Raw genomic sequence first — 26128 nt, forward strand, 5'->3', positions numbered from 1 at the left:
GCAAGTATTATAATTGATCGTTTCAAAATGTTTAAAGAAAAATCATGCTTTATTAAAGAATATTGACATTTTTTAAATTTCTTTATATTCTGCTATTAATTTTAGTTTAAATTTAATAAGTAATTAATTATGCTAGGTACACAAGATATTATCTCACTATTAATTAGAAATAAATATACAGAAATTATAAACATTGATAATGATGGCGATAGTGTTTATGAATTTACCCCTCACCCACTAAGATATAACTCTCTTAAATGCATTTTAACTTTTTCTTCTGCACCTTTGGCACTAATTGTTGGAACTGTAAGGTATTTCACTTTTGGTACTTTTACACCTACTTGGATTAATTTCGCTAAGATTTTTTTAAATAAGATGGATCAAGGAATTTCAAAAAAAATATTACATGGTTTACCTGAAGAAACCGATACAAGTCAGACTATACCTAAAATTGTTGAGTATGTATTTAAACAATATAAGGAACAGCCTGAATTGATGGGTCAGGTTCAGCCTCAAGCTTCATTAATAAGCAAACTCACAGCAAAAATTAGTGAATATATTCCTATTGTTGCAAAAATAGAAAATTTTTGGTCTGGTGGTATTAAATATACTGATGAAATAAATCAGCAGCAAGGTTTAATAAAGCTTATCTATAAGGTAATTATTTCTGAAGCTTATAATGTTGGTAAAAAAGGAGGAAAGCTTGAAATAGCAGATATAAAAGCACTTTTTCCAAAAGTCAATTTTGAAGAAAAAGAAGCAGACTCTGAAGTAATGTGTGAAGTATCTAAAAACGAAAAAGTGGTTGACGCTTCCAAGGATACAAATTTTAAAAAGGATGTACAAAGTAAATCAGAAGATGTGTTAAAAACGTTATATGAAGGAAAAGAAACAAACTCTGCAATAATAAACGAAAAGGTTGTTGATGCTTCTGAGAATGCAAATTCTGAAAAAGATATGCAAAATAAATCAGAAGATGTGTTAAAAACGTTATATGAAGGAAAAGAAACAAACTCTGCAATAATAAACGAAAAGGTTGTTGATGCTTCTGAGAATGCAAATTCTGAAAAAGATATGCAAAATAAATCAGAAGATATGTTAAGAATCTTATGTGAAGAAATTCGTCAACTTTATGCTGAACATTGCTTAGTAGAATTGCAAGTACTTAATAATCAAGAAATAAAAAGAGTTAATATTGAAGATTATTTAGCAAGATTACAGTTAAATTGTAGTAATAGTAGTGTTAATTCTAGTGCATTAGATCAGCTTACATATTCAGAAGATGCATCGGTTCATTTAGCTGCAAACACAAATATGTCACTATTAATAGATTGTTGTTAAGTCAAATAGAAATATTTGATTCATTTAACACAGAAAATCTAGTCCCTTTTTAGCAGGCTAACGAATAATCATTATGATGTTACTTAGTATTTGCTTTAATAAGTTAGATATATGTTATAGAAATATAATAAAATATGAGACACTATTAAACAATCTAATAAAAAGATTATATAAGTTTTTTCATAATTTATCAAAGATTTAAACAAATTTACTTCTAACAATCATGTACTAAAAGACTTAAAGGATAAATATCTTATACTATAGTAATAGTTTTATTATCTTGAGAAATGATTAATACTGTATTACTATAGAGAATCTTACTGAATATTCAAGAAGTTAAAGAAATTATAATAGCACCAGCTAATCTAAATCTTTTATAATCAAAAGTTGAGCTATTTTAATTTGTATTGCAAAAGGTAAGAATTTAATTTTAGTTAGGTATTATTGCATAGACCCAAAAATTTTATATAAACTACTTGCATAACATGCTAGCACTAACAAGATAAACTATAGCCTAGTAAAGTTATATAATGCTTCAACTAACTTGCTGATATTATATAGTGGTTCCAATTAAAAGTGCAATAAAAAGTCAGGAACAAGTTTTTGTTGAATGCTTTAGCCAAACTCTTACTATCTGTAATGGTTTCATTACTCTATTTAAATAATGCTATGGCAGCATTATACTAACCTCTCCCCCTTAGTCATACATTTTCTTCATCAAGCTTTGTAGCTAACTTACGCATTTTATCTATAAAGTAACCTGTTCCAGCAGGTACTAATCGTCCAACTATAACATTTTCTTTAAGTCCTCGTAACTTATCTACCTTACCAGCAATTGCTGCTTCAGTTAAAACCCTAGTTGTTTCTTGGAATGATGCTGCAGAGATAAATGATCTAGTTTGTAGTGAAGCTTTAGTAATACCTTGTAATATTAATTGCGCTTCAGCAGGTTTTAAGCCATTTTTAATTGCTTTTTCATTTATTTCATCGAATTCACGTCTATCTATTTTTTCGCCTACTAATAATGTAGTTCCACCTGAGCCTGTAACCTCTACTTTTTGTAACATCTGACGAATAATAACTTCTATGTGTTTATCATCAATCTTTACACCTTGCAGACGATAAACGGCCTGAACCTCTTTAACAATATAATTAGCTAAAACTTCTACCCCCATTACTTTTAAAATATCTTGAAGTACTGGATTACCGTCAATTAATAAATCACCTTTCTTGACAAAGTCGCCTTCATTAACTACAACATGCTTACCTTTTGGTACCATATATTCAATAGACATTGTTTCATCAATTGGATGTATAATAATACGCCTTTTAGATTTATAATCTTTACCAAATTCTACCCTACCATCTACCTCGGCAATTACTGCATGATCTTTAGGACGTCTTGCTTCTACAAGTTCAGCAACTCTTGGTAAGCCTCCAGTAATATCTTTAGTAGTAGTTGATTCTTTTGGTATACGTGCAATTATATCACCTACTGATATTTGTACTCCGTCTTCTACACTTAAAACTGCTCCAACCGGCAAGTAATACCTAGCTTCTAAACCATTTGATAAGGTAATAACTTCACCTTGAACATCAAGAAGCTGTATACGTGGACGTAACTCTGCACCACGTGAATATTGCTTTGACTCAATAATAACTTTACTTGAAATTCCAGTAGCTTCATCAGTTACGTCACGAATTGAAATACCTTCAACCATATCTTTAAATAAAACTTTACCTGATTTTTCAGTAATAATCGGTATAGTATAAGGGTCCCATTCAGCTAGCTTTTGAGTTTTAGTAACCATATCACCATCATCAACAAGTAATCTAGCACCATATGGAATTTTATGACATGCTTTTTCATTACCATTACTATCAAGTAATAATAATTCACAATTTCGACTCATAACAATTTTGCGTTCTTCAGAATTAATAACAACATTACGGCTTATAATCTTCACCTTTGCATCATATGAAGCATCTACAGAAGAAACCTCAGCTCCTTTTGTAGCAGCTCCTCCTATATGGAAAGTTCTCATGGTTAACTGTGTACCAGGCTCACCTATAGATTGAGCAGCAATAACTCCAATCGCTTCACCTTCAGATACTAACGAACCGGTAGCAAGATCTCTACCGTAACATACACTACATATACCAGTAGTACTTTCACAAGTTAATACTGATTTAATCATAATTCTGTCTAATCCTGCTGACTCAATTTGTTCTAATTTTGCTTCATTAATGAGCTCTCCTTTATTAAGAATAAGATCATTAGTTACTGGGTGAAATATATCGATAGCAGCAGTACGACCTAAAATCTTTTCAGATAAAGGTACTATAATTTCTCCACCTTCAATAACACTTTTGACTTCAATTCCTTTATCAGTTCTGCAATCTTTTTCAGTAATAATACAATCTTGTGCAACATCTACTAATTTTCTTGTTAAATAACCTGAACTTGCTGTTTTTAAAGCTGTATCTATTTGCCCTTTACGCATCCCATTAGCAGAATTAAAACATTCAAATTCAGTTAACCCTTCCTTAAAGTTAGAAATAATAGGAGTCTGTATAATTTGACCATTTGATTTAGTCATTAAGCCTCGCATACCCCCAAGCTGTTTAATTTGCTGAAAAGACCCTCTTGCACCTGAAATAGCCATCATATATATAGCATTTATTTTCTGATGATTCGGAGCATCATTAACCGGCGGTGTAGCAATCTCTTTCATCATATCATTTGCTACTCTATCAGTACATCTTGACCACGCATCAACTACTTTATTATATTTCTCTCCGTAAGTAATTAAACCATTTGAATATTGCTGTTCAAATTCTTTTATTTCAATTTGAGTTTTATTGATATGCTTACTCTTAGATTGTGGTACAACCATATCATCCATTCCAAAAGAAATACCTGAAGAACAAGCATATTTAAAACCGAGTTTCATTAACTGGTCAGCAAAAATTACCGTAGCTTTTTGACCACAATGACGATAAACTAAATCTATAACTAAAGATATGTCTTTTTTAGTTAGCTGTTTATTAATAAACTTAAATTCTATATTAGGATTAGAAGGTAATAACTCACCAACCATTAATCTACCATAAGTAGTATCAATGATAACAGGCACCATTTTACCTTCAGCATTTAGCTGATTTCGACGATATTTTATCTTTGTATGAATAGTTATAAATTTATTATATAAGGCGTGTTCTATCTCAGCTAAGTCCAAGAACATCATACCTTCACCTACTTCATTATCAAATGCAAGAGTTAGATAATATAAACCTAGCACTATATCCTTATCAGGTACAATAATAGGACGTCCATTTGCAGGACTTAAGATATTATTAGTTGACATCATCAATACCCTAGCTTCAAGCTGTGCTTCAATAGATAATGGAATATGTACTGCCATCTGATCACCGTCAAAATCTGCATTAAAAGCAGCACAAACAAGCGGATGAAGCTGTATAGCTTTTCCTTCAATCAATAACGGTTCAAATGCTTGAATACCTAAACGGTGTAATGTTGGAGCTCTATTAAGTAAAACAGGATGTTCTCTTATAACCTCTTCAAGTACATCCCAAACTTCAGGTTTTTCAGCTTCTACCATTCTTTTAGCTGCTTTAATAGTTGTAGCGATGCCGTACAACTCAAGCTTAGAATAAATAAACGGCTTAAATAATTCTAAAGCCATTTTTTTAGGTAAACCGCATTGATGAAGCTTAAGCTCAGGTCCTACTACAATAACTGAACGCCCTGAGTAATCAACTCTCTTACCAAGTAAGTTCTGACGGAAACGACCTTGTTTACCCTTAAGCATATCACTTAATGACTTAAATGGGCGCTTATTAGCATTTTTTGCTGCTCGCCCACGGCGACCATTATCAAATAATGCGTCCACTGCTTCTTGTAACATTCTTTTTTCGTTCCTAACTATTATATCTGGAGCTTTTGATTCTATTAATTTCTTTAAGCGATTATTCCTATTAATTACTCTTCTGTAAAGTTCATTTAGATCTGAAGTAGCAAACCTTCCACCATCAAGCATAACAAGCGGTCTGATTTCAGGAGGAATAACCGGTAAAACATCCATAATCATCCATTCTGGCTTATTTTCTGACTCTAAAAAATCTTCTACTAACTTTAAACGCTTTACTAATTTTTTCTTTTTAACTTCTGAAGTAATATTTTGCAATTCTTCATATAACTCTTGTTTTAATTTAGGGAAATCAAGCTCTTTAAGCATTTGTTGCACTACTTCCGCACCTATAGAAACAGTAAATGCGTCTTCACCATATTTATCTTTTGCTTTCTGTAATTCTTCTTCTGTTAATAGTTCTCCTTTTTGTAAAATTGATAACCCTGGATCTACTACTACATAATTCTCAAAATAAAGGATTTTTTCTATATCTCTCATTGTCATATCAAGAAGTGTACTAATTCTTGAAGGTAATGATTTTAAAAACCAAATATGAGCGACAGGTGCTGCAAGCTCAATATGCCCCATTCTTTCACGTCTTACTCTAGAGACTGTAACCTCAACACCACATTTTTCACAAGTAATACCACGGTTTTTCATCCGCTTATACTTACCACAAAGACATTCATAATCTTTTACTGGACCAAAAATTCTTGCACAAAATAAACCATCCTTTTCAGGTTTAAAAGTTCTATAGTTAATAGTCTCAGGTTTTGTTACTTCACCAAAAGACCATGAACGCACTTGATCAGGGCTTGCTATATTAATCCTTATCTGATCAAATTGTTGAGTATTACTTAATTGTCCGTAAAAATTTACTACACTCATAAATACTTTTCCTTAAAATTGCTTATACTCTAAAAACATATTTTTATTGTCGAAACTTATATTTTCTTCTACATTATCGCACAGATCTTATGTTTATCACTGCAAAAATAAAAATGACATCAAGTATGTTTCTCAAACTATGCTATGACTCTTGTGGTTCCTCACAATAATACTTTAAGTCTACATAAGAATGACACAAATGCCATGCAATAAAAAAAATCATCTCTAACTAACAATAACCCACTATTTAACTTGAGGTTGTAACTTCAAGTTTTACGTTAAGGCATAAAGATCTAAACTCTTTTATCATCACATTAAATGACTCAGGAATACCTGACTCAAAATTATTTTCACCACGTACTATAGAATCATAAGTTTTGATTCTACCATTTACGTCATCTGACTTAACCGTTAACATTTCTTGTAACGTATAAGCAGCTCCATAAGCCTGTAATGCCCAGCATTCCATCTCTCCAAAACGTTGACCACCAAAATGAGATTTACCTCCCAGTGGTTGCTGAGTTACTAAGCTATAAGGTCCTATGGAACGAGAGTGAATTTTATTATCAACTAAATGATGTAACTTTAATAGATATTTTTGCCCAACAGTTACTAAGCGATCGAAATATTCACCAGTTCTACCATCAATTAATCTTACTTGTCCTGAAGGATCTTGATCGGCAAGCTTTAGCATTTCTTTAACATCATGAACTTTTGCACCATCAAATACAGGAGTTGCAAAATGTACGCCTTTACTTGCTTCCTTACAGAAGTTAATAATCTCTTCTTCCGATCTTTCAAGTATAGAATTAATATTCGCTCCATATAACTCAATTAAGAACTTCTTAATTGCTTCAATACCGATCTTTTTATTTTTATACTCCTCCACTAATACGGATATTTTCTTTGCTAAATTTATTGAAGCCCACCCAAGATGCGTTTCAAGAATTTGCCCGATATTCATACGAGAAGGGAGGCCTAATGGATTGAGGACAATATCCACTACAGTTCCATCTTCTAAAAATGGCATATCTTCTTCTGGAACAATACGTGAAATAACTCCTTTATTTCCGTGTCTTCCTGCCATCTTATCTCCAGGTTGTAATTTATGCTTAGTTGCAATAAATACTTTTACTACTTTTAAAGCTCCCTGAGGTAAATCATCACCGCTTTGCAATTTTTCTACCTTGGTAGTAAATCTTTTGTTAAGAGCTTCTTTTTTTTCATCATAATGGTTTTTTATCTGTTCTATTTCATTCATCACACTCGCATCTTCTACAATAAGTTGCCAAAATTGCCCCTTAGATAAACTACTTAATATTTCACTAGTGATAATTTGCCCAGCTTTTACTTGCTTAGGACCATTAATAATTACCTGCCCTACTAAAAGCTTTTCAAGCCAACCAAACACAAAATGTTCAATAATTTCTAATTCATCATCTCTGTCCTTTGCTAACTTTTCAATTTGTTGTTTTTCAATCGCAATAGCACGCTGATCTTTTTCTACACCTCTACGAGAGAATACTCTTACTTCTACTACAGTTCCACTAACTCCAGAAGGTACATGTAAAGACGAATCTTTCACATCAAAAGCTTTTTCTCCAAAAATAGCACGCAGTAACTTCTCTTCTGGAGTAATAGGCGACTCACTTTTTGGTGTTACTTTCCCGACTAAAATATCACCAGCCTTTACCTCTGCGCCTACATAAATTATCCCAACTTCATCAAGATGACGCAAAGCTTCTTCACTTACATTTGGTATATCACGCGTAATTTCTTCAGGACCAAGACGTGTATCTCTAGCGATTACTTCAAACTCTTCAATATGAATAGATGTAAACACATCATCTTTTACTATACGTTCAGATATTAAAATTGAATCTTCAAAATTGTAACCGCTCCAAGGTAAGAAAGCTACAAGCACATTTCTACCTAAGGCAATTTCACCATTATCTGTACTAGGACCATCAGCTATAATATCATTTTTCTTAACATAATGACCGACCTTAACTAAAGGCTTTTGATTAATACAAGTATTATGATTAGATTTTTGAAATTTTAATAAATTATAAATATCAACTGAAGGTGAACCATCTGCTTTTTGTTCAGTAGTTCTAATCACAATTCTATTCGAATCTACCTGTTCAACTATACCGTCATGTAATGCAAGTACTGATGCCCCAGAATCTTTAGCTACTACTCCTTCAACTCCAGTACCTACAAAAGGTGCATCTGTTTTAATTAACGGGACAGCTTGTCGTTGCATATTTGAACCCATAAGTGCACGGTTAGCATCATCATTTTCTAAGAAAGGTATAAGAGAGGCTGCAACTGATACAACCTGCATAGGAGTCACATCAATAAAATCTACCTCATGCGGCTCTACTATTACAAAATTACCACCCTCAACTCGACAATTAATAAACTCTCCCTGTAATGCTCCATCTTTATCAACTTTAGAGTTTGCTTGCCCAATCTTGTATTTACCTTCTTCAATAGCAGAAAGATATACTACTTCATCAGTTACACAACCATTTTTAACTCTTCTATATGGACTTTCTATAAAACCATGTTTATTTATCCTTGCATAGGTAGCCATAGAGTTAATTAGCCCAATATTCTGACCTTCAGGCGTTTCAATAGGGCAAATACGCCCATAATGAGTCGGATGTACATCACGTACCTCAAAACCTGCCCTATCACGACTAAGACCTCCAGGTCCTAATGCTGATAACCTTCTTTTATGAGTTATTTCTGATAATGGATTTGTTTGATCCATAAACTGTGATAGTTGTGAAGTACTAAAAAACTCTTTTACTACTGAAACTAAAATTTTAGAATTTACTAAATCATGTGGCATTACAGTGTCAATATCACCTGCTGACATCCTTTCAATTACAGATTTTTCCATTCGAACAAGACCTATCCTAAATTGATTTTCTATCAATTCACCGACTGATCTAACCCTTCTATTACCTAAATGATCAATATCATCTATAATACCTTTACCATCTTTAAGTTCTACCAAAACTTTTACAATATTTTTTATATCATCAACTGTTAAAACAGTTACTTCTTCAGAAACATTTAGCTCTAACCTAGAATTCATTTTTATTCGTCCAACTTCAGACAAATTATATCTTTCAGGATCAAAAAATAAATTATAAAACAAACTTTCAGCTGCTTCAATATTAGCAGGTTCTCCAGGTCTTAAAACTCTAAAAATATCACATAATGCTGAGTCACGGTCCTGATTTTTATCAGCAAATAAAGTATTTCTTATATATGGACCGGATTGTGGATTGATTACTAATACATTAACAACTTTAATTTTAAGGTTATTAATAACATTTAGTATATCAATAGTTATCATCTCACCGATTTTTGCTAATACTTCACCGCTTTCAGGATCTCTTAAATCTTCAGATAGATATTTGCCAATCAAAGTTTCATGAGCTACCAAAATATTATTAAGCCCTTCCCCAAAATATTTTTTAGCTAGACGTGGAGTAATTTTTTGTCCAGCTTTCAGCAAAACATTACATGTATCTGCATCTACTAAATCATTTATTAAACGATGAGCAGTAACATGTTGAGGCACAAACTTAACTGCCCAACCTTTATTTTTAACAAGCTTATAAGTTGCAGACTGATAATAAAATTTTATAATTTCTTCAGTTCCCATACCTATAGCTCTAAGCAAAGTAGTAGCATGCAGCTTTCTTTTTCTATCAATTCTAAAATAAATAATATCCTTAGCATCAAACTCCAAATCGAGCCACGATCCTCTATATGGAATAACACGAGCAGAATATAAAAGCTTTCCGGAAGAATGCACTTTTCCTTCATCATGATAAAAGAATACACCAGGTGAACGATGCATTTGCGATACAACCACCCTTTCTGTACCATTAATAATAAAAGTACCGTTTTTAGTCATTAATGGAATATCACCCATATATACTTCTTGCTCTTTAATCCCTTTAATTTCTCTGGTATTAGTATCTTCAACTATATCCCAAATACTTAACCTTAATGTTACTTTAAGAGGCGCTGCGTAACTTAAACTTCTTTGACTACACTCTTCTACATCATATTTTGGAGTATCAAATTCATATTTAACAAATTCTAAATTTGCAATATTAGAAGAATCTGAAATAGGAAAAATTGAATTTAATATAGATTGCAAACCTTTATTTTTTCTTTCAGAATCTTTAATATTTAACTGTAAAAAATTTTTTTCATATGAATTTTTTTGGATTTCGATCAAATTTGGTATATCTGCTACTAAATTTATGTGACCAAAATTTTTTCTTATTCTTCTATTATGTGACAAGGGTTGTGCTTCTATATTATCCCTTAATGAAACCATATAATCTCCTGACTGATAAAATTACTGCCCGTATTGAAGTGACTAATTCAAGAAAGCTTAGTAAGCTCCTTACTTAGGTCTTGTGTAGAAGATTTAAATATAAACATATTTAAATCTCTCAGCATATAGCTTTACTAATAAAAATCTACACGTCAAACTTAACTATTCTCTGTTGTGCTCATTCATATCTAGTATACTTCGAATAACTGAAGCGTAATATGCGAAGACCAGCTTAGGAAAAAGCAAAAAACCTATAAGATAAAAATTCAAACTCATAATTATACAGCTCGAACCAATATTCTTATAAGAATTTGTTAACAATTTTTGAAGCTTATCGAGTATACTAGCTAGCACAACCTTAAATTTAATATTTGAACCTTATTGTTTCTTGCTATAGAATTAAGATATATGCCTATTCAAAAAATAATTTTTAAATAAAAAAGCCTTATTCAAATCTAATTACTAAAATAAGGCTTTTAAAATTTTAAAAAACTAATTTAAAGCTGTAAAACATTTTATATGTAACGTAAAAAAAAATATTATTGTAAAATAATTATTTTAATTCAACTTTTGCTCCAGCAGCCTCTAATTTACTCTTCATTTCGTCCGCCTCATGTTTCTTTACATTAAATTTGATTGATTTTGGTGCTTCATCAACTAATTTCTTGGCTTCAATTAAACCAAGAGCTGTAATCTCTCTTACAATTTTGATGACTTCAACTTTTTTATCACCTACAGCTGTTAAGACTACTTCAAAATCTGTTTTTTCAGCTACTCCTTCAGAAACAGGAGTGGCTGCAGCTGCTACAGTAATAGGAGCTGCTGCAGATACTCCCCATTTCTCTTCTAGCATTTTTACAAGTTCAGCTGCTTGTATTAATGTTAATGATGATAATTCTTTTTCAATCTTAGCTAAATCTGCCATAATTTTTCCTTTTTACTTATTATATATTATTATCTAAAATTAATTTTTATCAGTATATGCTTTTATTACTCGCACCACACTTGAAGATGGTGCTTGTAAAATACTTGCTACTTTAGTAGCTGGTGCTTGTAATAGCCCAACAAATTTACTTCTAAGCTCATTAAGTGAAGGTAACTTAGAAAGTTCTTTTATTGAATGTTCACTCAATACTTGATTATCAACTATCCCACCGATAATCTTAAGATTATCATTAATTCTAGCAAAATTAACTACTAACTTAGCAAGCTCAACCGGTTCTTTAGAATAAGCAATAGCAGTAGGTCCTGTAAACAAATCAGCAATATAACTAAGACCTGTTTGGTTTGCTGCTATTTTTGCTAAAGTATTTTTTACAACCTTAAAATTTGCGTCCTTAGATTTAAGTGATTCTCTAAGCGAGCTCACTTGACTAACAGTTAATCCGTGATAATGAGTAATAATTACAAATGGCCATTCTTTATAAATATTTATAATTTTCTCTACAACTACTGGTTTTTCTGATCTTAACACCTTTTAATTCTCCTTATTATAACACACAGCCTTAAATATATTTAATTGATATAAATCATTAGCACAATAACTTTTTTGTATATCTCTTAGTTATAAATTTCTAAGACCATTATTTGTGGTCTTACCTGTTTAAATAAAAACAGTTTATAAAAATAATGCTATACTAGCTAAATCTATCTGCACTGATGCCCCCATAGTAGAAGATAAATACATTGCTTTTAAATAATTTCCCTTTAATCCGGTAGGTTTTGCTTTAATTACTGCATCAATAAATGCATTCAAATTTTTTAGTAAATCTTGATCTGAGAAAGATAATTTCCCAAGCCCTGCATGAATTATACCTGCTTTCTCTGCTCTATACTCTACCTGACCATTTTTGGCATTTTTTATAGCACTTTTAATATCTAAAGTTACAGTACCTAATTTAGGATTAGGCATTAAACCTTTTGGCCCTAAAATTCTTGCAACTGAACCTATAGCTACCATCATATCAGGAGTAGCTATACATATGTCAAAATCAATTTTACCTGCTTTAATTTCATCAATTATATTTGTTGAACCTACTAAATCCGCTCCAGCACTTTTAGCTTCTTCTTCTCTCTCTTCTTTACAAATAACAGCAACTCTTACAGCTTTACCTGTACCAGCAGGCAAATTAACTACACCACGCACCATTTGATCTGAATGTCTTGGATCAATTCCAAGCTTCATAACTATTTCTAAAGTAGGATCAAATTTGACATATGATACCGATTTTAATTGCTCAATTGCATTTGTTAAATTATATAAAGTATCTGATTTTACTTTTTCTCTAGCTTCCCTAATTTTCTTACTACCCCTAGATCTTATAGATCTTATAGTAGTGCCTTTGTTATTTGACATAATAATTAATCCCCTACAACTTCAATTCCCATAGATGCAACACTACCACAAATAATTCTTGTCGCTGCCTCAATATCGTTTGTATTTAAATCTGGCATTTTTAATTTTGCAATTTCACGACAATCATTCATAGTGATCTTAGCTACAACAGCTTCCTTTTTAGTAGTACTAGAGCCTTTTTTAATTTTAGCATATTTCTTTATATAATAAGATGCTGGAGGTGTTTTTATCTTAAAAGAAAAACTATTATCTTCGTAAACAGTAATTACAGTTGGCAGAGGCACTCCTTTTTCTACACCTTGCGTAGCAGCATTAAAATCTTTACAAAATCCTGCAATATTAACTTTCCTTTGCCCAAGTGCTGGCCCTATAGGAGGAGCAGGAGTAGCTTCAGCGGCTGGAATAATTAAGTTAATATAACCTTTTATTACTTTCTGCGACATTTATAAACATCCTTTTTTGTCCTTATTAACATTAACATCTTCTTAATACTCTAACTTTAAGAGATTATTCTTACAACTTCAACTATGAAGATATAGATACTAAACTTTGTAAGGTAAGATAATAACTATAAACCCAAATCATCACATATGTTTGTGTATGCTACGACTTACAGCAAAACATTTTCCTAAATTTCTATCTATTAAGTGAATTTTAAAAAGTTTTTACTTGAACTTAATAGTTCTACAATTTTTTAATCATTTTTTTTTACTTGAGTAAAGCTTAGCTCTATTGGAGTTGCTTTACCAAATATCGATACTGAAACTTTTAATCTATTTTTTTCTTGATCTATGTCTTCTACTGTACCTGTAAAAGTTTCAAAAGGTCCATCTATAACAGTTACTATTTCACCAACTTCACACAGCTTAGAATTTTTTGCCTCTTTAGCTTCTGCCTCTAATTTATTAAAAATATTTTGTACTTCACTTTCTGTAAGAGCTTTTGGTGTAGTCTTACTTCCTAAAAAACCTGTTACTCCTGGTATATTTTTTACCAAATGCCAAGATTTATCAGTCATATTCATCTTTATTAACACATAACTAGGCATTAGTTTTTTTTCTACCTTGATATTCCTACCACGCTTAACTTCAGAAACTCCAAAAACAGGTATTAATATATCTTCAAAAAAATCTGTCATTTTTTGCTTAGCAATTTTTCTAAGCATATCTTCTTTTATGCGTTTTTCTGCTCCTGATGCTGTATGTACTACATACCAGCGTTTTACGCTTTTTTCAGAATGTGATAATATATTACCTAGACTTTGTTCTGTCACAATTTATTCCTTTATACTATTTACCAACATTAAGCAAAATCTGTATCATATTATGTATACTATAATCAAGTACCAAACAAATTAAGCTAAAAATAAAAACTGCTACTACCACTACTAATGTTGAAGCAACTAGCTCTTTTTTAGTTGGCCAAACTACCTTATAAGTTTCTTGTTTAACTTGTTCAAAAAACTTATAAAGCTTATATTCTTTAAACATACTTTTGTTAGGTAATTTATTATTTTATAGTAAAAAAGCTCTAAATCTACAATGGCAGGAGCGACAGGCATCGAACCCGCAACCTCTGGTTTTGGAGACCAGTGCTCTACCAATTGAGCTACACTCCTATCATATTTCTAACAAAAAATCAATAAGATTTATTAATAAAATTTGTTTTTATTAAAAAAAAATAATAATCTAAGGCAAACAACAAGCAATTTTAGCTAATTTATAAATCTTTTATAATCTGTATCTTACCATTCATTTGTTAGAAGTTTATTAATATATATATCTAGTTAGGAATCCTCAATTTATTTTTAAGCTTTGATAATATTAGCTATCTGACTCGGTACTTGATCATAATGAGAAAATATCATACTAAACTGAGCTCTACCTTGAGATAAGGATCTAAGTGTATTAACATAACCAAATATTTCTGCTAAAGGAACATTAGCAGTAATTAATTGCGCATTTGCTCTTGGGTCCATACTTTGAACTTGTCCTCTACGACTATTTAAATCACCAATGATATCCCCCATGTATTCATCAGGAGTAATAACTTCAACTTTCATAATTGGTTCAAGTAATTTAGGATTACCTTTTGGCATCCCTTCTCTAAATGCTGCTTTTGCTGCAATTTCAAATGCAAGCACACTGGAATCTACATCATGAAAAGCGCCATCAACTAAAGTAGCTTTAAAGTCAATCATTGGGTATCCAGCGATAACACCGCTTTCTCTAATATTATTTAATCCTTTTTCAACACCTGGAATATATTCTTTAGGTACTGCACCGCCAACAATTTTACTTTCAAACACAAAACCTTCTCCAGAATCTAAAGGCTCAAAAACAATCTTCACACGAGCGAATTGTCCTGCACCACCAGATTGTTTTTTATGAGTATAATCGATTTCACAAACCTTAGTAATAGTTTCACGATATGCTACTTGCGGCGCTCCAATATTTGCTTCAACCTTAAACTCCCTTTTCATACGATCAATAATAATTTCTAAGTGGAGTTCTCCCATTCCTTTAATAACTGTTTGTCCTGTTTCATGATCTGTTGAAACTCTAAATGAAGGATCTTCAGCTGCCAAACGAGAAAGCGCTAGCCCCATCTTTTCTTGATCAGCTGTTGATTTAGGCTCTACCGCAAGCTCAATAACCGGTTCTGGGAAGTCCATTTTTTCTAAGACTACTTGCTTATGTATATCAGATAATGTATCACCAGTAGTAGTATCTTTAAGCCCTGCTAAAGCTACTATATCACCTGCTGATGCTTCTTTCACATCTTCACGGTTATTAGCATGCATTAATAACATTCTACCAATTTTTTCTCTCTTATTTTTTACTGTATTAATAATAGCTGTTCCAGAAGCAACTTTACCTGAATATATTCTAATAAAAGTTAATGAGCCAACAAATGGGTCATTCATAACCTTAAATGCTAAAGCTGCAAAAGGCTCATCTATAGAAATAGGAAGATCTTTTTCTTCACCAGTATTCACTTCAATGCCCTTTACAGTACCTATATCAATAGGTGAAGGTAAATAATCTATTATGGCATCAAGTAATGGCTGTACTCCCTTATTTTTAAAAGCACTGCCGCATAAAATTGGATAAAACTTACCTTCAATAGTACCTTTTCTAATTAATTTTTTAATCACTTCTACTGTTATTTCTTCACCTGATAAATATTGTTCCATAACATGATCATCTAATTCAACGACCATATCAACTAACTTAATACGATATTCTTCAGCTTTCTCTTTTATATTTGCAGGAATATCTTCTTCGGAATACTTAGCACCGAGTGTTTCATCTTCCCAAATCACTGCACGCATTTTAACAAGATCAACTATTCCTTTAAAATTTTCTTCAATACCTATAGGTAATTGAATAACAAGAGATTTTGCTCCTAAACGATCTTTGATCATTTCAATACATTGATAAAAATCAGCACCCATCCTGTCCATTTTATTGACAAAACATATTCTAGGAACATTATATTTATCAGCTTGTCTCCACACTGTCTCTGACTGTGATTCAACACCGGCTACACCATCAAATACTGCAACAGCACCGTCAAGAACACGTAATGAACGTTCTACCTCAATAGTAAAGTCAACATGCCCTGGAGTATCGATAATATTAATTTGCTTATCTTTCCATCTACAAGTAGTAGCAGCTGAAGTAATGGTTATACCGCGCTCCTGCTCCTGCTCCATCCAGTCCATTACAGCACCGCCCTCATGAACTTCACCTATTTTATGTGACTTACCTGTATAATATAAAATACGCTCGGTAGTTGTGGTCTTACCAGCATCTATGTGAGCACATATACCTATATTACGAATATCTTCAAGTTTCATTTTACTCATAATTAGCTTACCTTATTTCATTTTTTAGGACTAAAATGAGAAAAAGCCTTATTAGCTTCAGCCATTTTATGAGTATCTTCCTTCTTTTTAATAGCAATACCTCTATTATTCGAAGCTTCAAATAACTCTTCAGCAAGTTTATCAATCATCATTTTTTCAGAACGCTTTGATGCAGCACTAATAATCCAACGAGACGCAAGAGCATAGCCTCTCCTCTCATCAACATGGGTTGGAACTTGATAGTTAGCACCTCCTACCCTAACTGAAGTTACTTCCAAATGGGGCTTTACATTATGCATAGCATTACTAAAAGTTTGATATGGATCAACTCTATGCTTCTTTTCAATTTTATTAAAGGCCGAATAAACAATCCTCTCCGCAAGAGCTTTCTTTCCTTCTTTCATAATATTATTAATAAATCTTGCTAGCAAAATACTATTATATTTCATATCAGGTAAAATTATCCGCTTTTCCGCGGCATGACGACGTGACATTTTATTTTTCTCTCTAACTAATAATTATTTCTTTGTAACTGCAACTTGTTTACGAGAAGCACCATAACGTGAGCGACCTTGCTTACGCCCTTTAACTCCAGCGATATCATAAGCACCAAGTACTATATGATATTTTACCCCTGGAAGATCAGGAACCTGGCCGCCCCTTACTAGTACTCTATCATGCTCTTTTACACTATGTTTCTCACCTGGAATATATGCATTCACAGTTCTTTTATTACTTAAACGTACTGTTGCAATCTTACGAAGGGCAGAATTAGGCTTTTTAGGGGTAACAGTTTTTACAACTAAACAAACACCGCTTTTAAAAGGATTGGACTCTAAGGCAGGAGATTTGGTTTTACGAGTTTTTGACTTTCTACCAAAACGCACTAATTGATTATATGTTGGCATTAAAAAAATACTCCAAAAAAAACTTATACATTACTATTGACAATAACTAATACTTAATCATGATAACTAAAAAGTGAATAAATCCTCTATTTTAAACACACCATACAAATACAAGTTATAAAACTTATGTAAATTACACTAAACTTAAATTATAATTACTTTTTCTATAAAAGCAAGTATGTTTTAATTAACAATCATTTTTTTCTCAATTATTTTTGCTATAAAACTAATTAACATTACTAAAATATAATAACAACAAGCAGCCACAAGCATTGGGAGAAAGTAATTATAAGTTTCAATTGATACAACTTGTGCTCTACGCATTAAATCCATCTCACCAAGCATAGAAATAATAGCTGATTCTTTAATTAAACTAATAAGCTCATTTACTAATGATGGGAAAATATTTTTAACTGCTTGAGGCAAAATAATATCCTTCATTATCAAAAACCTTGGAATAGCAAGAGCTTCTGCTGCCTCAAATTGGCCTTTATCAACTGCATTAATCCCTGCTCTAATTACTTCCGAAACATATGCACCTGAGTTAAGAGAAAAGGAAATAGCCCCAGCCATAAATACACTAAACTTCACTCCTATCAAATAAGGTGAAGTAAAATAAACAATACTTAGCTGGATTAATAAAGGAGTACCTCTAAAAATAGAAGTATAAAAATTTGCAAAAAGTCTTATAGAATAATTCTTATGTACCTTACAAACTGCTAAAAATACTCCTATTATTAAACCAAATATAACAGCAATTATACTATATTTTAAAGTGACGAAAGTTCCTTCAATAATAAATAAAATTTTAGGATAAAATTTTACAAAATATTCAAACATTTTATTAAATAATATAGTTTGGTTAAATTGGTACATAGCTTAAAAAATGTTCTATATCACTCTAGCAATAGCTGGAATGTCATCAAACCATATTGATAACGCAAGTTTTATTATATTTTAATATACTCTTTTTGCTGGCGGAATGGTATTTACTTCATCAGTTAAAGTAGCTAAAGTAACAGGTTTATAATCAAGTACTACCTTACCACTTTGATTAATAGAACTAAGTGTATGCTTCATCCAAACTTTATCATTACGATTAGGATAATCATCTCGCGCATGTGCTCCTCTACTTTCTTGTCTTGCAGCCGCGGAACATACTGTCACTAAAGCTTGATCAAGTAAATTACCTAGCTCTAAAGCTTCAACTAAATCACTATTCCAAATTAAAGATTTATCATTAACTTTTATATCTTTATACCTACTTCTTATATCATCGATCATTTGCACTCCTTTATCAAGCACTGCTTGTGTTCTAAATACTGAAGCATGGCTTTGCATAGTTCTTTGCATTTCAAGCCTTAAATCTGCAACTAAAATATTGCCATTGCCATGACGAATTTTATCAAATCTACTAATAATTTTTTCAAGTTTCTCTTCTTTTAAAGGCTTATGTGGCATAGCAGGTCTAATAAGTTCAGCTGCTTTTAATGCACTACTCCTTCCAAATACTACTAAATCAAGTAAGGAGTTCGATCCTAAACGATTAGCACCATGCACTGATACACATGCAGCCTCACCAATTGCCATAAGACCTGTTACTATAATATTATGATTGCTCCCGTTTTTAATTATTACTTGACCATAATAATTAGTAGGTATTCCCCCCATATTATAATGAACTGTAGGTAATACCGGTATTGGTTCTTTCGTGACATCAACGCCAGTAAAAATTCTTGCTGTCTCAGAAATCCCTGGCAAACGACTATATAAAATTTCAGGCGATAAATGATTTAAATGCAAAAATACGTGATCTTTATGCTCTCCGACACCTCGCCCTTCACGAATTTCTATAGTTATTGCTCTTGACACCACATCTCTTGAAGCTAAATCCTTTGCAGCAGGAGCATAACGTTCCATAAAGCGCTCGCCATTAGCATTCACTAAATATCCACCTTCACCTCTTGCGCCTTCCGTTATCAAACAACCTGCTGAATATATACCGGTCGGATGAAACTGCACAAACTCCATATCTTGCAGTGGTAAACCGGCTCTAATTACCATACCACCTCCATCACCAGTACAAGTATGGGCAGAGGTTGCAGAAAAATAAGCACGTCCATACCCGCCTGTTGCAAGCACTACATTATGTGCTCTAAAGCAATGCAAACTACCATCATCTAAATTCCAAGCGACTACACCTCTGCACTCACCATCTTCCATCAGTAAATCAAGAGCAAAATATTCAATAAAAAACTGTACCTTATGCTTTAATGATTGCTGATATAAAGTATGAAGTATAGCATGACCGGTACGATCTGCTGCTGCACACGTACGCTGTGCAGCTTTACCTTTACCGTATTCTGTTGTCATCCCTCCAAAAGGACGTTGGTAAATTTTACCTTCCTCAGTTCTTGAAAAAGGCACTCCATAATGTTCAAGTTCTAAAATTGCATCAGGAGCATTTTTGCACATATATTCAATAGCATCTTGATCACCTAACCAATCAGAACCTTTAACCGTATCATACATATGCCAACGCCAATCATCCTTTCCCATATTGCCAAGCGCGGCACTAATACCACCTTGTGCTGCGACAGTATGACTACGAGTCGGAAATAACTTAGAAATACAAGCTGTGTTAAGACCTTCTTTAGCCATACCAAATGCTGCGCGAAGCCCAGCTCCACCAGCACCTACGACAACGACATCAAATTTATGATAAATAATGTTATATGATTTAGTCATTAAATTAATTTTCTATCTTGAAACGTTCTTAGTTTTATTATTAGGGTTTTGTAAATCACTAAATGTCATTCTCATAAAAATAAGAATCTAGTAAAACTAAATAAAAAATAAATTCTACCTCAAGTTGTAATTTGAGTTAATTTACTGGATCTTCTGCGACTACTCTGCTCTCATTATTTCATAAATTAATTCTTGCTATTACTGACGCTTCTAAATTATTAGTAAAAGATATATCTCTTACACTTCTTAACTATTTCCTATAAAACATAGCTACTATAAAAGCTACAATAGTTACAATGTAAAATAATTGTATTCCTATAATTAATGCATTACGCAACTTAGCGCAGTTTATATAATCCTCAATTACCATCTGCATACCAAGTATAGCATGATATAAAGAAATAATTACTGTAATTAATAATGCTACTAAATTAAAAGGTTTTTTGAGTGCTCCAATAATAATACTGGGATCATTATTTTTGTTATTCAATACAAAATATATTAACCATATAGAACATATAGCTAGCACAATACTGCTAACTCTTTGTAGTAGCCAATGCTGTGAACCACTTTTAGCTGAGCCTAACCCTTTTACTTTTGCAATTTCTACTCTAAAATCATATGACATAAATTTAAATCCACAACAATAACATTAGTACAACAGAACAAATTACTACAGCCCACCCTGATAAATTTACTGCTTTTATAGAGAAACCATAACCAATGTCCCAAAATAGATGACGAATACCATTACATAAATGATAAAACCAAGCTAAACTAACAGCTATTAAACATCCTTTAATAATACAACAACCTGCAAGCTGTAAATAATTATTATCAAATTGGCTAAGAATTAACCACCATACTAATATTGAAACAGCAAAAAATAAAGCTATACCGGTCATACGGTGCAATATTGATAAAGTAGAACTGATTTGAGGTTTATATATAGTCAAGTGTGGCGAAGTAGGACGTTTGTTATAAATTTCCTGTTTTGTTTTACTCATATTAGTCTCTTTGAATCCAATAACCTCTGGCCGGAGCAAGATTATCCGAGACTGCTCTTCTATCGTCAAAAACAAAGCACTCACCTTGCCATAAATTATTTTTATTTTTTGTATCTTCTAAATATTGCAATATACCACCCCTTAGATGATATACATCTTTATATCCAATACTTTTAAGCAAACTTGTGGATTTTTCACATCTAATACCTCCAGTACAAAACATAGCAATTTTTTTACCTTTAAGCAACTCTTCATTCTTCTCAACCCATTTAGGAAATTGCTTAAATGTTTCTGTATGCGGATTAATTGCTGATTTAAATGTTCCAACTTTTACTTCATACTCATTACGAGTATCTATTACTATAACATCCTGTCTTGTAATAAATTTATCCCAATCTTCTGTTTCTATATATTGCCCTTTAAATAAATTAATATTTAAATTATCTACATTCATTGCAACAATTTCTCTTTTTAATCTAACTTTTAACTTCTGAAAAGGATGAATTTCACTGTAATTTATTTTAACATTAATATCTCCTGCATTAGTTAATGTCTTGAGTTCTTCAAGTATAAGACTTACATTTTCATATAAACCTGAGAAAGAACCATTAAAGCCTTCATTTGATAACAAAATAGTACCTCTAATATACTTTCTTTTACTAATAAACAAAAGTTTTGGTATTAAATTTGCTGGCTCTTCTATATTAACAAAACTATATGCACTTAAAATAGCTATTTTCTCACTCATAAATTAAATATTTAAACTTTAAATAAATAATACTGTAATCAAGTCTAGTAGTACAAACGCCCGAGCGTTGTTATATTATACTAGCCAAAGCAGGAGAATCCAGAAGAAATATAGTAAGAATTACAATTCTGATGTAATAAAATACAAAAAACTTGTTCTTCTCTACTCTTTTCACTGGATACCTGATTTCCCCATGTGAATGTTATGAAATACCTTTTCAAATCATACTTGCAACAATATCCATACAGTAATAATCAAGTTATAGTATTACAACCAAATACTCTAAAGCAACGGCAATGGCACGAACATATTATTACTACCTCTTTCAATTAAAAGTAGGATATTTTGCTTGTTTGATTTTTTAGCATTTTCATACAATTCTTCCAACTGACTTACATTATCTATGCTTTCCTGATTAACATTTGTTATTAAATCACCAATTCTAAAACTACCTTCCTCTTCATCAAGATTAGTGATAACTATACCTATTTTATCTTGAGGAATAGTAAATTTTTGCCTTAATTCTTCGGTCAAATTACTAAAAGTAATATTATTTTTAGTAATAGACGAATTATTTTTTTCTTTGCCTACTACTCTTTCCTTATCAACTTGTTCTTTATTAATTTCTTCATTATCTGCAGTAATTTTAATCGGCAGTTCAATTTCTTTTTTATCACGGAGCACTTTTACTTTCACTTCCTGATCAATAGGAATTTCTGCAACAATTACACGTAATTTCTTAGTATTTTTAACAGGCATACCCGCAAACTCTATTATGACATCACCTATTTTAATACCTGCTTTATCACCTGGACCATCTTTTTGTATTTTAGCAACTAAAACACCATTAATATCGCTAAGCCCCAGCCCTTCAAAAATTTCATCAGTTAAATCTTGTATTGTTACTCCAAGACGCCCTCTATTTACCTTCCCATCTTTTTTAAGACGCTCTATGATAGGCTTTGCAGTATTTGAAGGTATAGCAAAACCAATACCTATATTGGTACCAAGCGGTGAAAAAATCGCTGTATTTACTCCTATTACTTTCTGATCCAGATTAAACATAGGACCACCAGAATTACCATTATTAATAGCAGCATCCGTCTGAATAAAATTATCAACTATATTGTCTGTATCTATATCAATATCTCGCCCTTTTGAAGAGATAATACCTGTAGTAACTGTACCGCCAAGATTACCAAACGGATTACCGATTGCAATAATCCAATCCCCTACTCTTGCATCATTTGAATCTCCAAACTCAACAAAAGGCAGCGGTTCTTGAAAATCTATTTTCAAAAGAGCTAAATCCGTTTTAGTATCACTACCTATTAATTTAGCTGGTAATTCAGTATTATTAGCTAATTTTACATTAATTTTATCAACATTAGCAATTACATGACAATTTGTTACTATTAAACCGTCAGGCTCAATAATAAATCCTGAACCAAGCGGTACATTTTTAGGAGTTCGTTCGACCTCCTCCAAATTCAGCGGTATATTAAGACGCTCCAAAAAATCATTAATCCAGTCCAAAGTTTTTTTTTCTTGTAAAGAATCTTTTTCTGCATTCTTTGATTTACTATTAACATATTCTATTGTTGAAATATTAACAACTGCAGGAATTAAAGGCTCAACTATATCGGCAAAGCTATAACGTGTAGCCTCAGTTACTTTTAAAGGTGTAGCACTTACTTTTGTAAACTCATTTACTTCTAAAATTTCTGTTTTTTTAGTATTTTCTCTTGCTAAAGCAGTGTTGCTTAATGTCACTATTACAGCAAAAATACATTTTAATATTTGGAGATTCATAACTATTACTTAGCTAGGTTAAGATATTTTAACATCTCAGCATCAGGTGAAATTATATAATTAGTATCTTCTTTCTTTAAAGAGTTTTTATATACTAACAGTGATTTATAAAATTTATAAAACTCTGGATCAATAGAATAGGCAGAATTATATATTTTTGCAGCTTTTGCATCACCGTCACCTTTAATAATTTGTGCATCTCTATAAGCTTTAGCAAGTATTATTTTGCTTTCTTTATCTGCTTTTGAACGAATACGTACGCTTTCTTCTTGCCCCTCTGCTCTAATTTGGGTAGCTTCCTTTTCACGTGCTGTTTGCATACGACGATAAATAGCAGCACTATTTTCTTTTGGTAAATCTGCTCTTAAAATCCTAACATCTACTACATCAATACCAAAACTTTTAGCCTCTCCATCTACTTGATTTAAAATATTTAGCATTATATTACTACGTTCCTGAGTTAGAAGGCTACTCAGCGAAACTTTACCTATTACCTTACGCATTGAAGATTCAAGGTTTCTAGTAAGCCTAATTTTTACACCTTGATAATCATGCACTGTTTTATAAAACATTACAGGATTATTAATTTGAAATTTAGCATAAGCATCAACAATAACGCGCTTACCATCAGCAGCTGTTAATTCTTTTGCCTCAACCTTAACATCTAAAAGACGCTTATCAAAAAATTCAAGATTCTGAATTAAAGGAATTTTAATATGTAATCCTGGTTCTTCTATAGTTTTCACTGCTTCACCAAATTGAAATACTATAGCAGATTGACGTTGATCAACCGAAAATAAAGAGCTAGAAAGTAATACCAGCCCCAAAATAATTGTAAAAATTATGTAATAAATTTTTTGCATTTAATATTCCCTGTTATTTACAACATACTCGATGTTATTTACTGCATGCACAGTTCTTAAAAAGAATTGGATGTCATTTAGAAAAAAGAAAAGCAAATTGGACCTAAGTTATAACACTCTAAATTTTACTAGTTTAAAAATGAATTTCCACCTTCGTAGGAATAACATCAGCACCGTACAATTAATTATTACGGCTTAATAGCCATATGTGGCAACAATATATTATTAATAATCGTCTTATTTGCACCACTTAATATCTCTTCTGCAACATCTAAATATAAGCGATCTCTAGTTACTTGTTTACCTAAAATATATTGTTTATAAATTGAATTAAATCTTTGACTATCACCTTCTGCTTTTGATATTACCTCTTCTCTATAAGCCTCAGCTTCTTGCACAATTTTTGCAGCTGTACCTCTAGCTTCTGGCAAAATCTTATTGTTATAAGCTTGAGCTTGATTTATTTCTTTCTCCTTATCAGCCTTTGAAGTTTGTACATCCCTATAAGCATCTATTACTTCAGCGGGCGGCTCAGCTTTCAGTAACTGTACCTTCTCGACCATAACACCGGTATTATAACTATCGAGTATCTTTTGTGCCAATTTTTCTATTTTATAGGTAATTTCCTGCTTTTGATCAGATAGTACCCAAGAAATAGGAGCATTACCTATTACTTCTCTAACAGCACTTTCAACCGTAGCCTTTACTGTTTCTTCAGGTTTTTGTACATTAAAAATAAAATCTTCAAGATTATTAATATGCCACATTACGTCACAATTTAAAGCAACAATATTTTCATCACCTGTTAACATAATACTTTCACCAGCAATATTTTTAGTATTATCACTACCACTACGCATAGAACTGCTTGTACGATAGCCAATTTCAATTCGACGTGATTGCTTAACTTTCTCAACTATTATCTTTTCAAATGGGTTAGGTAAATGATAATTAAGCCCGGGATAACCTTTACGCACAAAACGTCCAAATCTTATTACTGCCGCTTCCTCGCCTTCTTTTATTTCATAAATACCAGAAGCAAACCATAAAGCAAATATAGCAATCACTGCTAAAATTATTGTTTTAGTATTAAAATTAAACTGAAACTTAAATTTATCAAAATTAAATTGGTTTTTACGTGGCCTTGTAAATATGTTATCTTCTTTATTGTCATCAAAATCTTTCCATGGAGATTTTTTAAAAATAGGAATATATTTTTTATTAAGCATTTGCTTTTTATGTTATTTTTTTAAAGGTTAAGTGATTATATATGTAATAGTAT

Annotated in this window: 20 protein-coding genes and 1 tRNA gene; 1 reads left to right on the forward strand and 20 read right to left on the reverse strand. The window is 31.8% G+C overall.

Annotated features, from left to right (window positions below; all coding sequences use genetic code 11):
- Positions 1-129 precede the first annotated feature (129 nt).
- Positions 130-1341 (forward strand): hypothetical protein, encoded by a 1212-nt coding sequence (locus AC27F4_RS01810; RefSeq protein WP_487061503.1) that lies wholly within the window; start codon positions 130-132, stop codon positions 1339-1341.
- A 701-nt stretch (positions 1342-2042) separates the two neighbouring features.
- Here AC27F4_RS01810 and rpoC read toward each other — a convergent pair.
- From rpoC to hflK, 20 genes are all read right to left on the reverse strand, one after another.
- Positions 2043-6161: a DNA-directed RNA polymerase subunit beta' gene (rpoC, locus tag AC27F4_RS01815; RefSeq protein WP_487061505.1), complete on the reverse strand. Its 4119-nt coding sequence runs from the start codon at positions 6159-6161 to the stop codon at positions 2043-2045.
- 247 nt (positions 6162-6408) lie between these two features.
- A complete protein-coding gene (gene rpoB / locus AC27F4_RS01820) occupies positions 6409-10533 on the reverse strand; it encodes a DNA-directed RNA polymerase subunit beta (protein WP_487061507.1) in 4125 nt (1374 codons plus the stop codon).
- A gap of 553 nt (positions 10534-11086) precedes the next feature.
- Entirely contained in the window at positions 11087-11458 is a 372-nt protein-coding gene (gene rplL, locus AC27F4_RS01825) for a 50S ribosomal protein L7/L12 (RefSeq protein ID WP_487061509.1), read from the reverse strand.
- Between the two features lie 39 nt (positions 11459-11497).
- Positions 11498-12007 carry a 50S ribosomal protein L10 gene (rplJ, locus tag AC27F4_RS01830; protein ID WP_487061511.1) on the reverse strand — a complete coding sequence of 170 codons (510 nt, stop codon included), beginning with the start codon at positions 12005-12007 and terminating at the stop codon, positions 11498-11500.
- A gap of 144 nt (positions 12008-12151) precedes the next feature.
- A complete protein-coding gene (rplA, locus tag AC27F4_RS01835) occupies positions 12152-12889 on the reverse strand; it encodes a 50S ribosomal protein L1 (RefSeq protein WP_487061513.1) in 738 nt (245 codons plus the stop codon).
- Positions 12890-12894: 5 nt separating this feature from the next.
- Complete coding sequence (gene rplK / locus AC27F4_RS01840) at positions 12895-13332, reverse strand: 50S ribosomal protein L11 (RefSeq protein WP_487061515.1); 438 nt, start codon at positions 13330-13332, stop codon at positions 12895-12897.
- 251 nt (positions 13333-13583) lie between these two features.
- Complete coding sequence (gene nusG / locus AC27F4_RS01845; protein ID WP_487061517.1) at positions 13584-14162, reverse strand: transcription termination/antitermination protein NusG; 579 nt, start codon at positions 14160-14162, stop codon at positions 13584-13586.
- Positions 14163-14178: 16 nt separating this feature from the next.
- Positions 14179-14379: a preprotein translocase subunit SecE gene (gene secE, locus AC27F4_RS01850; protein ID WP_487061519.1), complete on the reverse strand. Its 201-nt coding sequence runs from the start codon at positions 14377-14379 to the stop codon at positions 14179-14181.
- A 52-nt stretch (positions 14380-14431) separates the two neighbouring features.
- Positions 14432-14507, reverse strand: a tRNA-Trp gene (locus AC27F4_RS01855).
- Between the two features lie 189 nt (positions 14508-14696).
- On the reverse strand, positions 14697-16760 hold the full coding sequence (gene fusA, locus AC27F4_RS01860) for an elongation factor G (RefSeq protein ID WP_487061521.1): 2064 nt from the start codon (positions 16758-16760) through the stop codon (positions 14697-14699).
- Between the two features lie 17 nt (positions 16761-16777).
- The gene (rpsG, locus tag AC27F4_RS01865) at positions 16778-17254 is read right to left on the reverse strand and encodes a 30S ribosomal protein S7 (protein ID WP_487061523.1); all 477 of its coding nucleotides are present in this window, start codon (positions 17252-17254) and stop codon (positions 16778-16780) included.
- 24 nt (positions 17255-17278) lie between these two features.
- Positions 17279-17668 (reverse strand): 30S ribosomal protein S12, encoded by a 390-nt coding sequence (gene rpsL / locus AC27F4_RS01870; RefSeq protein ID WP_487061525.1) that lies wholly within the window; start codon positions 17666-17668, stop codon positions 17279-17281.
- A 183-nt stretch (positions 17669-17851) separates the two neighbouring features.
- Positions 17852-18508, reverse strand: a complete 657-nt coding sequence (locus AC27F4_RS01875; RefSeq protein WP_487061688.1) for an amino acid ABC transporter permease — start codon at positions 18506-18508, stop codon at positions 17852-17854.
- Positions 18509-18625: 117 nt separating this feature from the next.
- Positions 18626-20416 (reverse strand): succinate dehydrogenase flavoprotein subunit, encoded by a 1791-nt coding sequence (sdhA, locus tag AC27F4_RS01880; protein ID WP_487061527.1) that lies wholly within the window; start codon positions 20414-20416, stop codon positions 18626-18628.
- Positions 20417-20666: 250 nt separating this feature from the next.
- Positions 20667-21044: a succinate dehydrogenase, hydrophobic membrane anchor protein gene (gene sdhD / locus AC27F4_RS01885; protein ID WP_487061529.1), complete on the reverse strand. Its 378-nt coding sequence runs from the start codon at positions 21042-21044 to the stop codon at positions 20667-20669.
- A gap of 4 nt (positions 21045-21048) precedes the next feature.
- Positions 21049-21423 carry a succinate dehydrogenase, cytochrome b556 subunit gene (gene sdhC, locus AC27F4_RS01890; protein ID WP_487061531.1) on the reverse strand — a complete coding sequence of 125 codons (375 nt, stop codon included), beginning with the start codon at positions 21421-21423 and terminating at the stop codon, positions 21049-21051.
- Position 21424: 1 nt separating this feature from the next.
- Positions 21425-22171 carry an oxygen-dependent tRNA uridine(34) hydroxylase TrhO gene (gene trhO / locus AC27F4_RS01895; RefSeq protein WP_487061533.1) on the reverse strand — a complete coding sequence of 249 codons (747 nt, stop codon included), beginning with the start codon at positions 22169-22171 and terminating at the stop codon, positions 21425-21427.
- A 282-nt stretch (positions 22172-22453) separates the two neighbouring features.
- Positions 22454-23983 (reverse strand): Do family serine endopeptidase, encoded by a 1530-nt coding sequence (locus AC27F4_RS01900; protein ID WP_487061535.1) that lies wholly within the window; start codon positions 23981-23983, stop codon positions 22454-22456.
- A gap of 5 nt (positions 23984-23988) precedes the next feature.
- Positions 23989-24846 carry a protease modulator HflC gene (gene hflC, locus AC27F4_RS01905; protein WP_487061537.1) on the reverse strand — a complete coding sequence of 286 codons (858 nt, stop codon included), beginning with the start codon at positions 24844-24846 and terminating at the stop codon, positions 23989-23991.
- A gap of 188 nt (positions 24847-25034) precedes the next feature.
- Entirely contained in the window at positions 25035-26075 is a 1041-nt protein-coding gene (gene hflK / locus AC27F4_RS01910) for an FtsH protease activity modulator HflK (protein ID WP_487061539.1), read from the reverse strand.
- Positions 26076-26128: the final 53 nt, after the last annotated feature.

This window comes from Candidatus Rickettsia mendelii (assembly GCF_057543435.1).

Excerpts from the sequence above, each read along its gene's own strand:
- secE (WP_487061519.1), bottom strand. The coding sequence starts at position 14,379 with ATGTTTAAAGAATATAAGCTTTATAAGTTTTTTGAACAAGTTAAACAA.
- hflK (WP_487061539.1), bottom strand. The coding sequence starts at position 26,075 with ATGCTTAATAAAAAATATATTCCTATTTTTAAAAAATCTCCATGGAAA.
- trhO (WP_487061533.1), bottom strand. The coding sequence starts at position 22,171 with ATGAGTGAGAAAATAGCTATTTTAAGTGCATATAGTTTTGTTAATATA.
- AC27F4_RS01810 (WP_487061503.1), top strand. The coding sequence starts at position 130 with ATGCTAGGTACACAAGATATTATCTCACTATTAATTAGAAATAAATAT.
- fusA (WP_487061521.1), bottom strand. The coding sequence starts at position 16,760 with ATGAGTAAAATGAAACTTGAAGATATTCGTAATATAGGTATATGTGCT.
- rplA (WP_487061513.1), bottom strand. The coding sequence starts at position 12,889 with ATGTCAAATAACAAAGGCACTACTATAAGATCTATAAGATCTAGGGGT.
- AC27F4_RS01875 (WP_487061688.1), bottom strand. The coding sequence starts at position 18,508 with ATGTTTGAATATTTTGTAAAATTTTATCCTAAAATTTTATTTATTATT.
- rpoC (WP_487061505.1), bottom strand. The coding sequence starts at position 6,161 with ATGAGTGTAGTAAATTTTTACGGACAATTAAGTAATACTCAACAATTT.
- hflC (WP_487061537.1), bottom strand. The coding sequence starts at position 24,846 with ATGCAAAAAATTTATTACATAATTTTTACAATTATTTTGGGGCTGGTA.
- sdhC (WP_487061531.1), bottom strand. The coding sequence starts at position 21,423 with ATGAGTAAAACAAAACAGGAAATTTATAACAAACGTCCTACTTCGCCA.
- rplK (WP_487061515.1), bottom strand. The coding sequence starts at position 13,332 with ATGTCGCAGAAAGTAATAAAAGGTTATATTAACTTAATTATTCCAGCC.
- AC27F4_RS01900 (WP_487061535.1), bottom strand. The coding sequence starts at position 23,983 with ATGAATCTCCAAATATTAAAATGTATTTTTGCTGTAATAGTGACATTA.
- rplL (WP_487061509.1), bottom strand. The coding sequence starts at position 11,458 with ATGGCAGATTTAGCTAAGATTGAAAAAGAATTATCATCATTAACATTA.
- sdhD (WP_487061529.1), bottom strand. The coding sequence starts at position 21,044 with ATGTCATATGATTTTAGAGTAGAAATTGCAAAAGTAAAAGGGTTAGGC.
- sdhA (WP_487061527.1), bottom strand. The coding sequence starts at position 20,416 with ATGACTAAATCATATAACATTATTTATCATAAATTTGATGTCGTTGTC.
- rpsL (WP_487061525.1), bottom strand. The coding sequence starts at position 17,668 with ATGCCAACATATAATCAATTAGTGCGTTTTGGTAGAAAGTCAAAAACT.
- rpsG (WP_487061523.1), bottom strand. The coding sequence starts at position 17,254 with ATGTCACGTCGTCATGCCGCGGAAAAGCGGATAATTTTACCTGATATG.
- rpoB (WP_487061507.1), bottom strand. The coding sequence starts at position 10,533 with ATGGTTTCATTAAGGGATAATATAGAAGCACAACCCTTGTCACATAAT.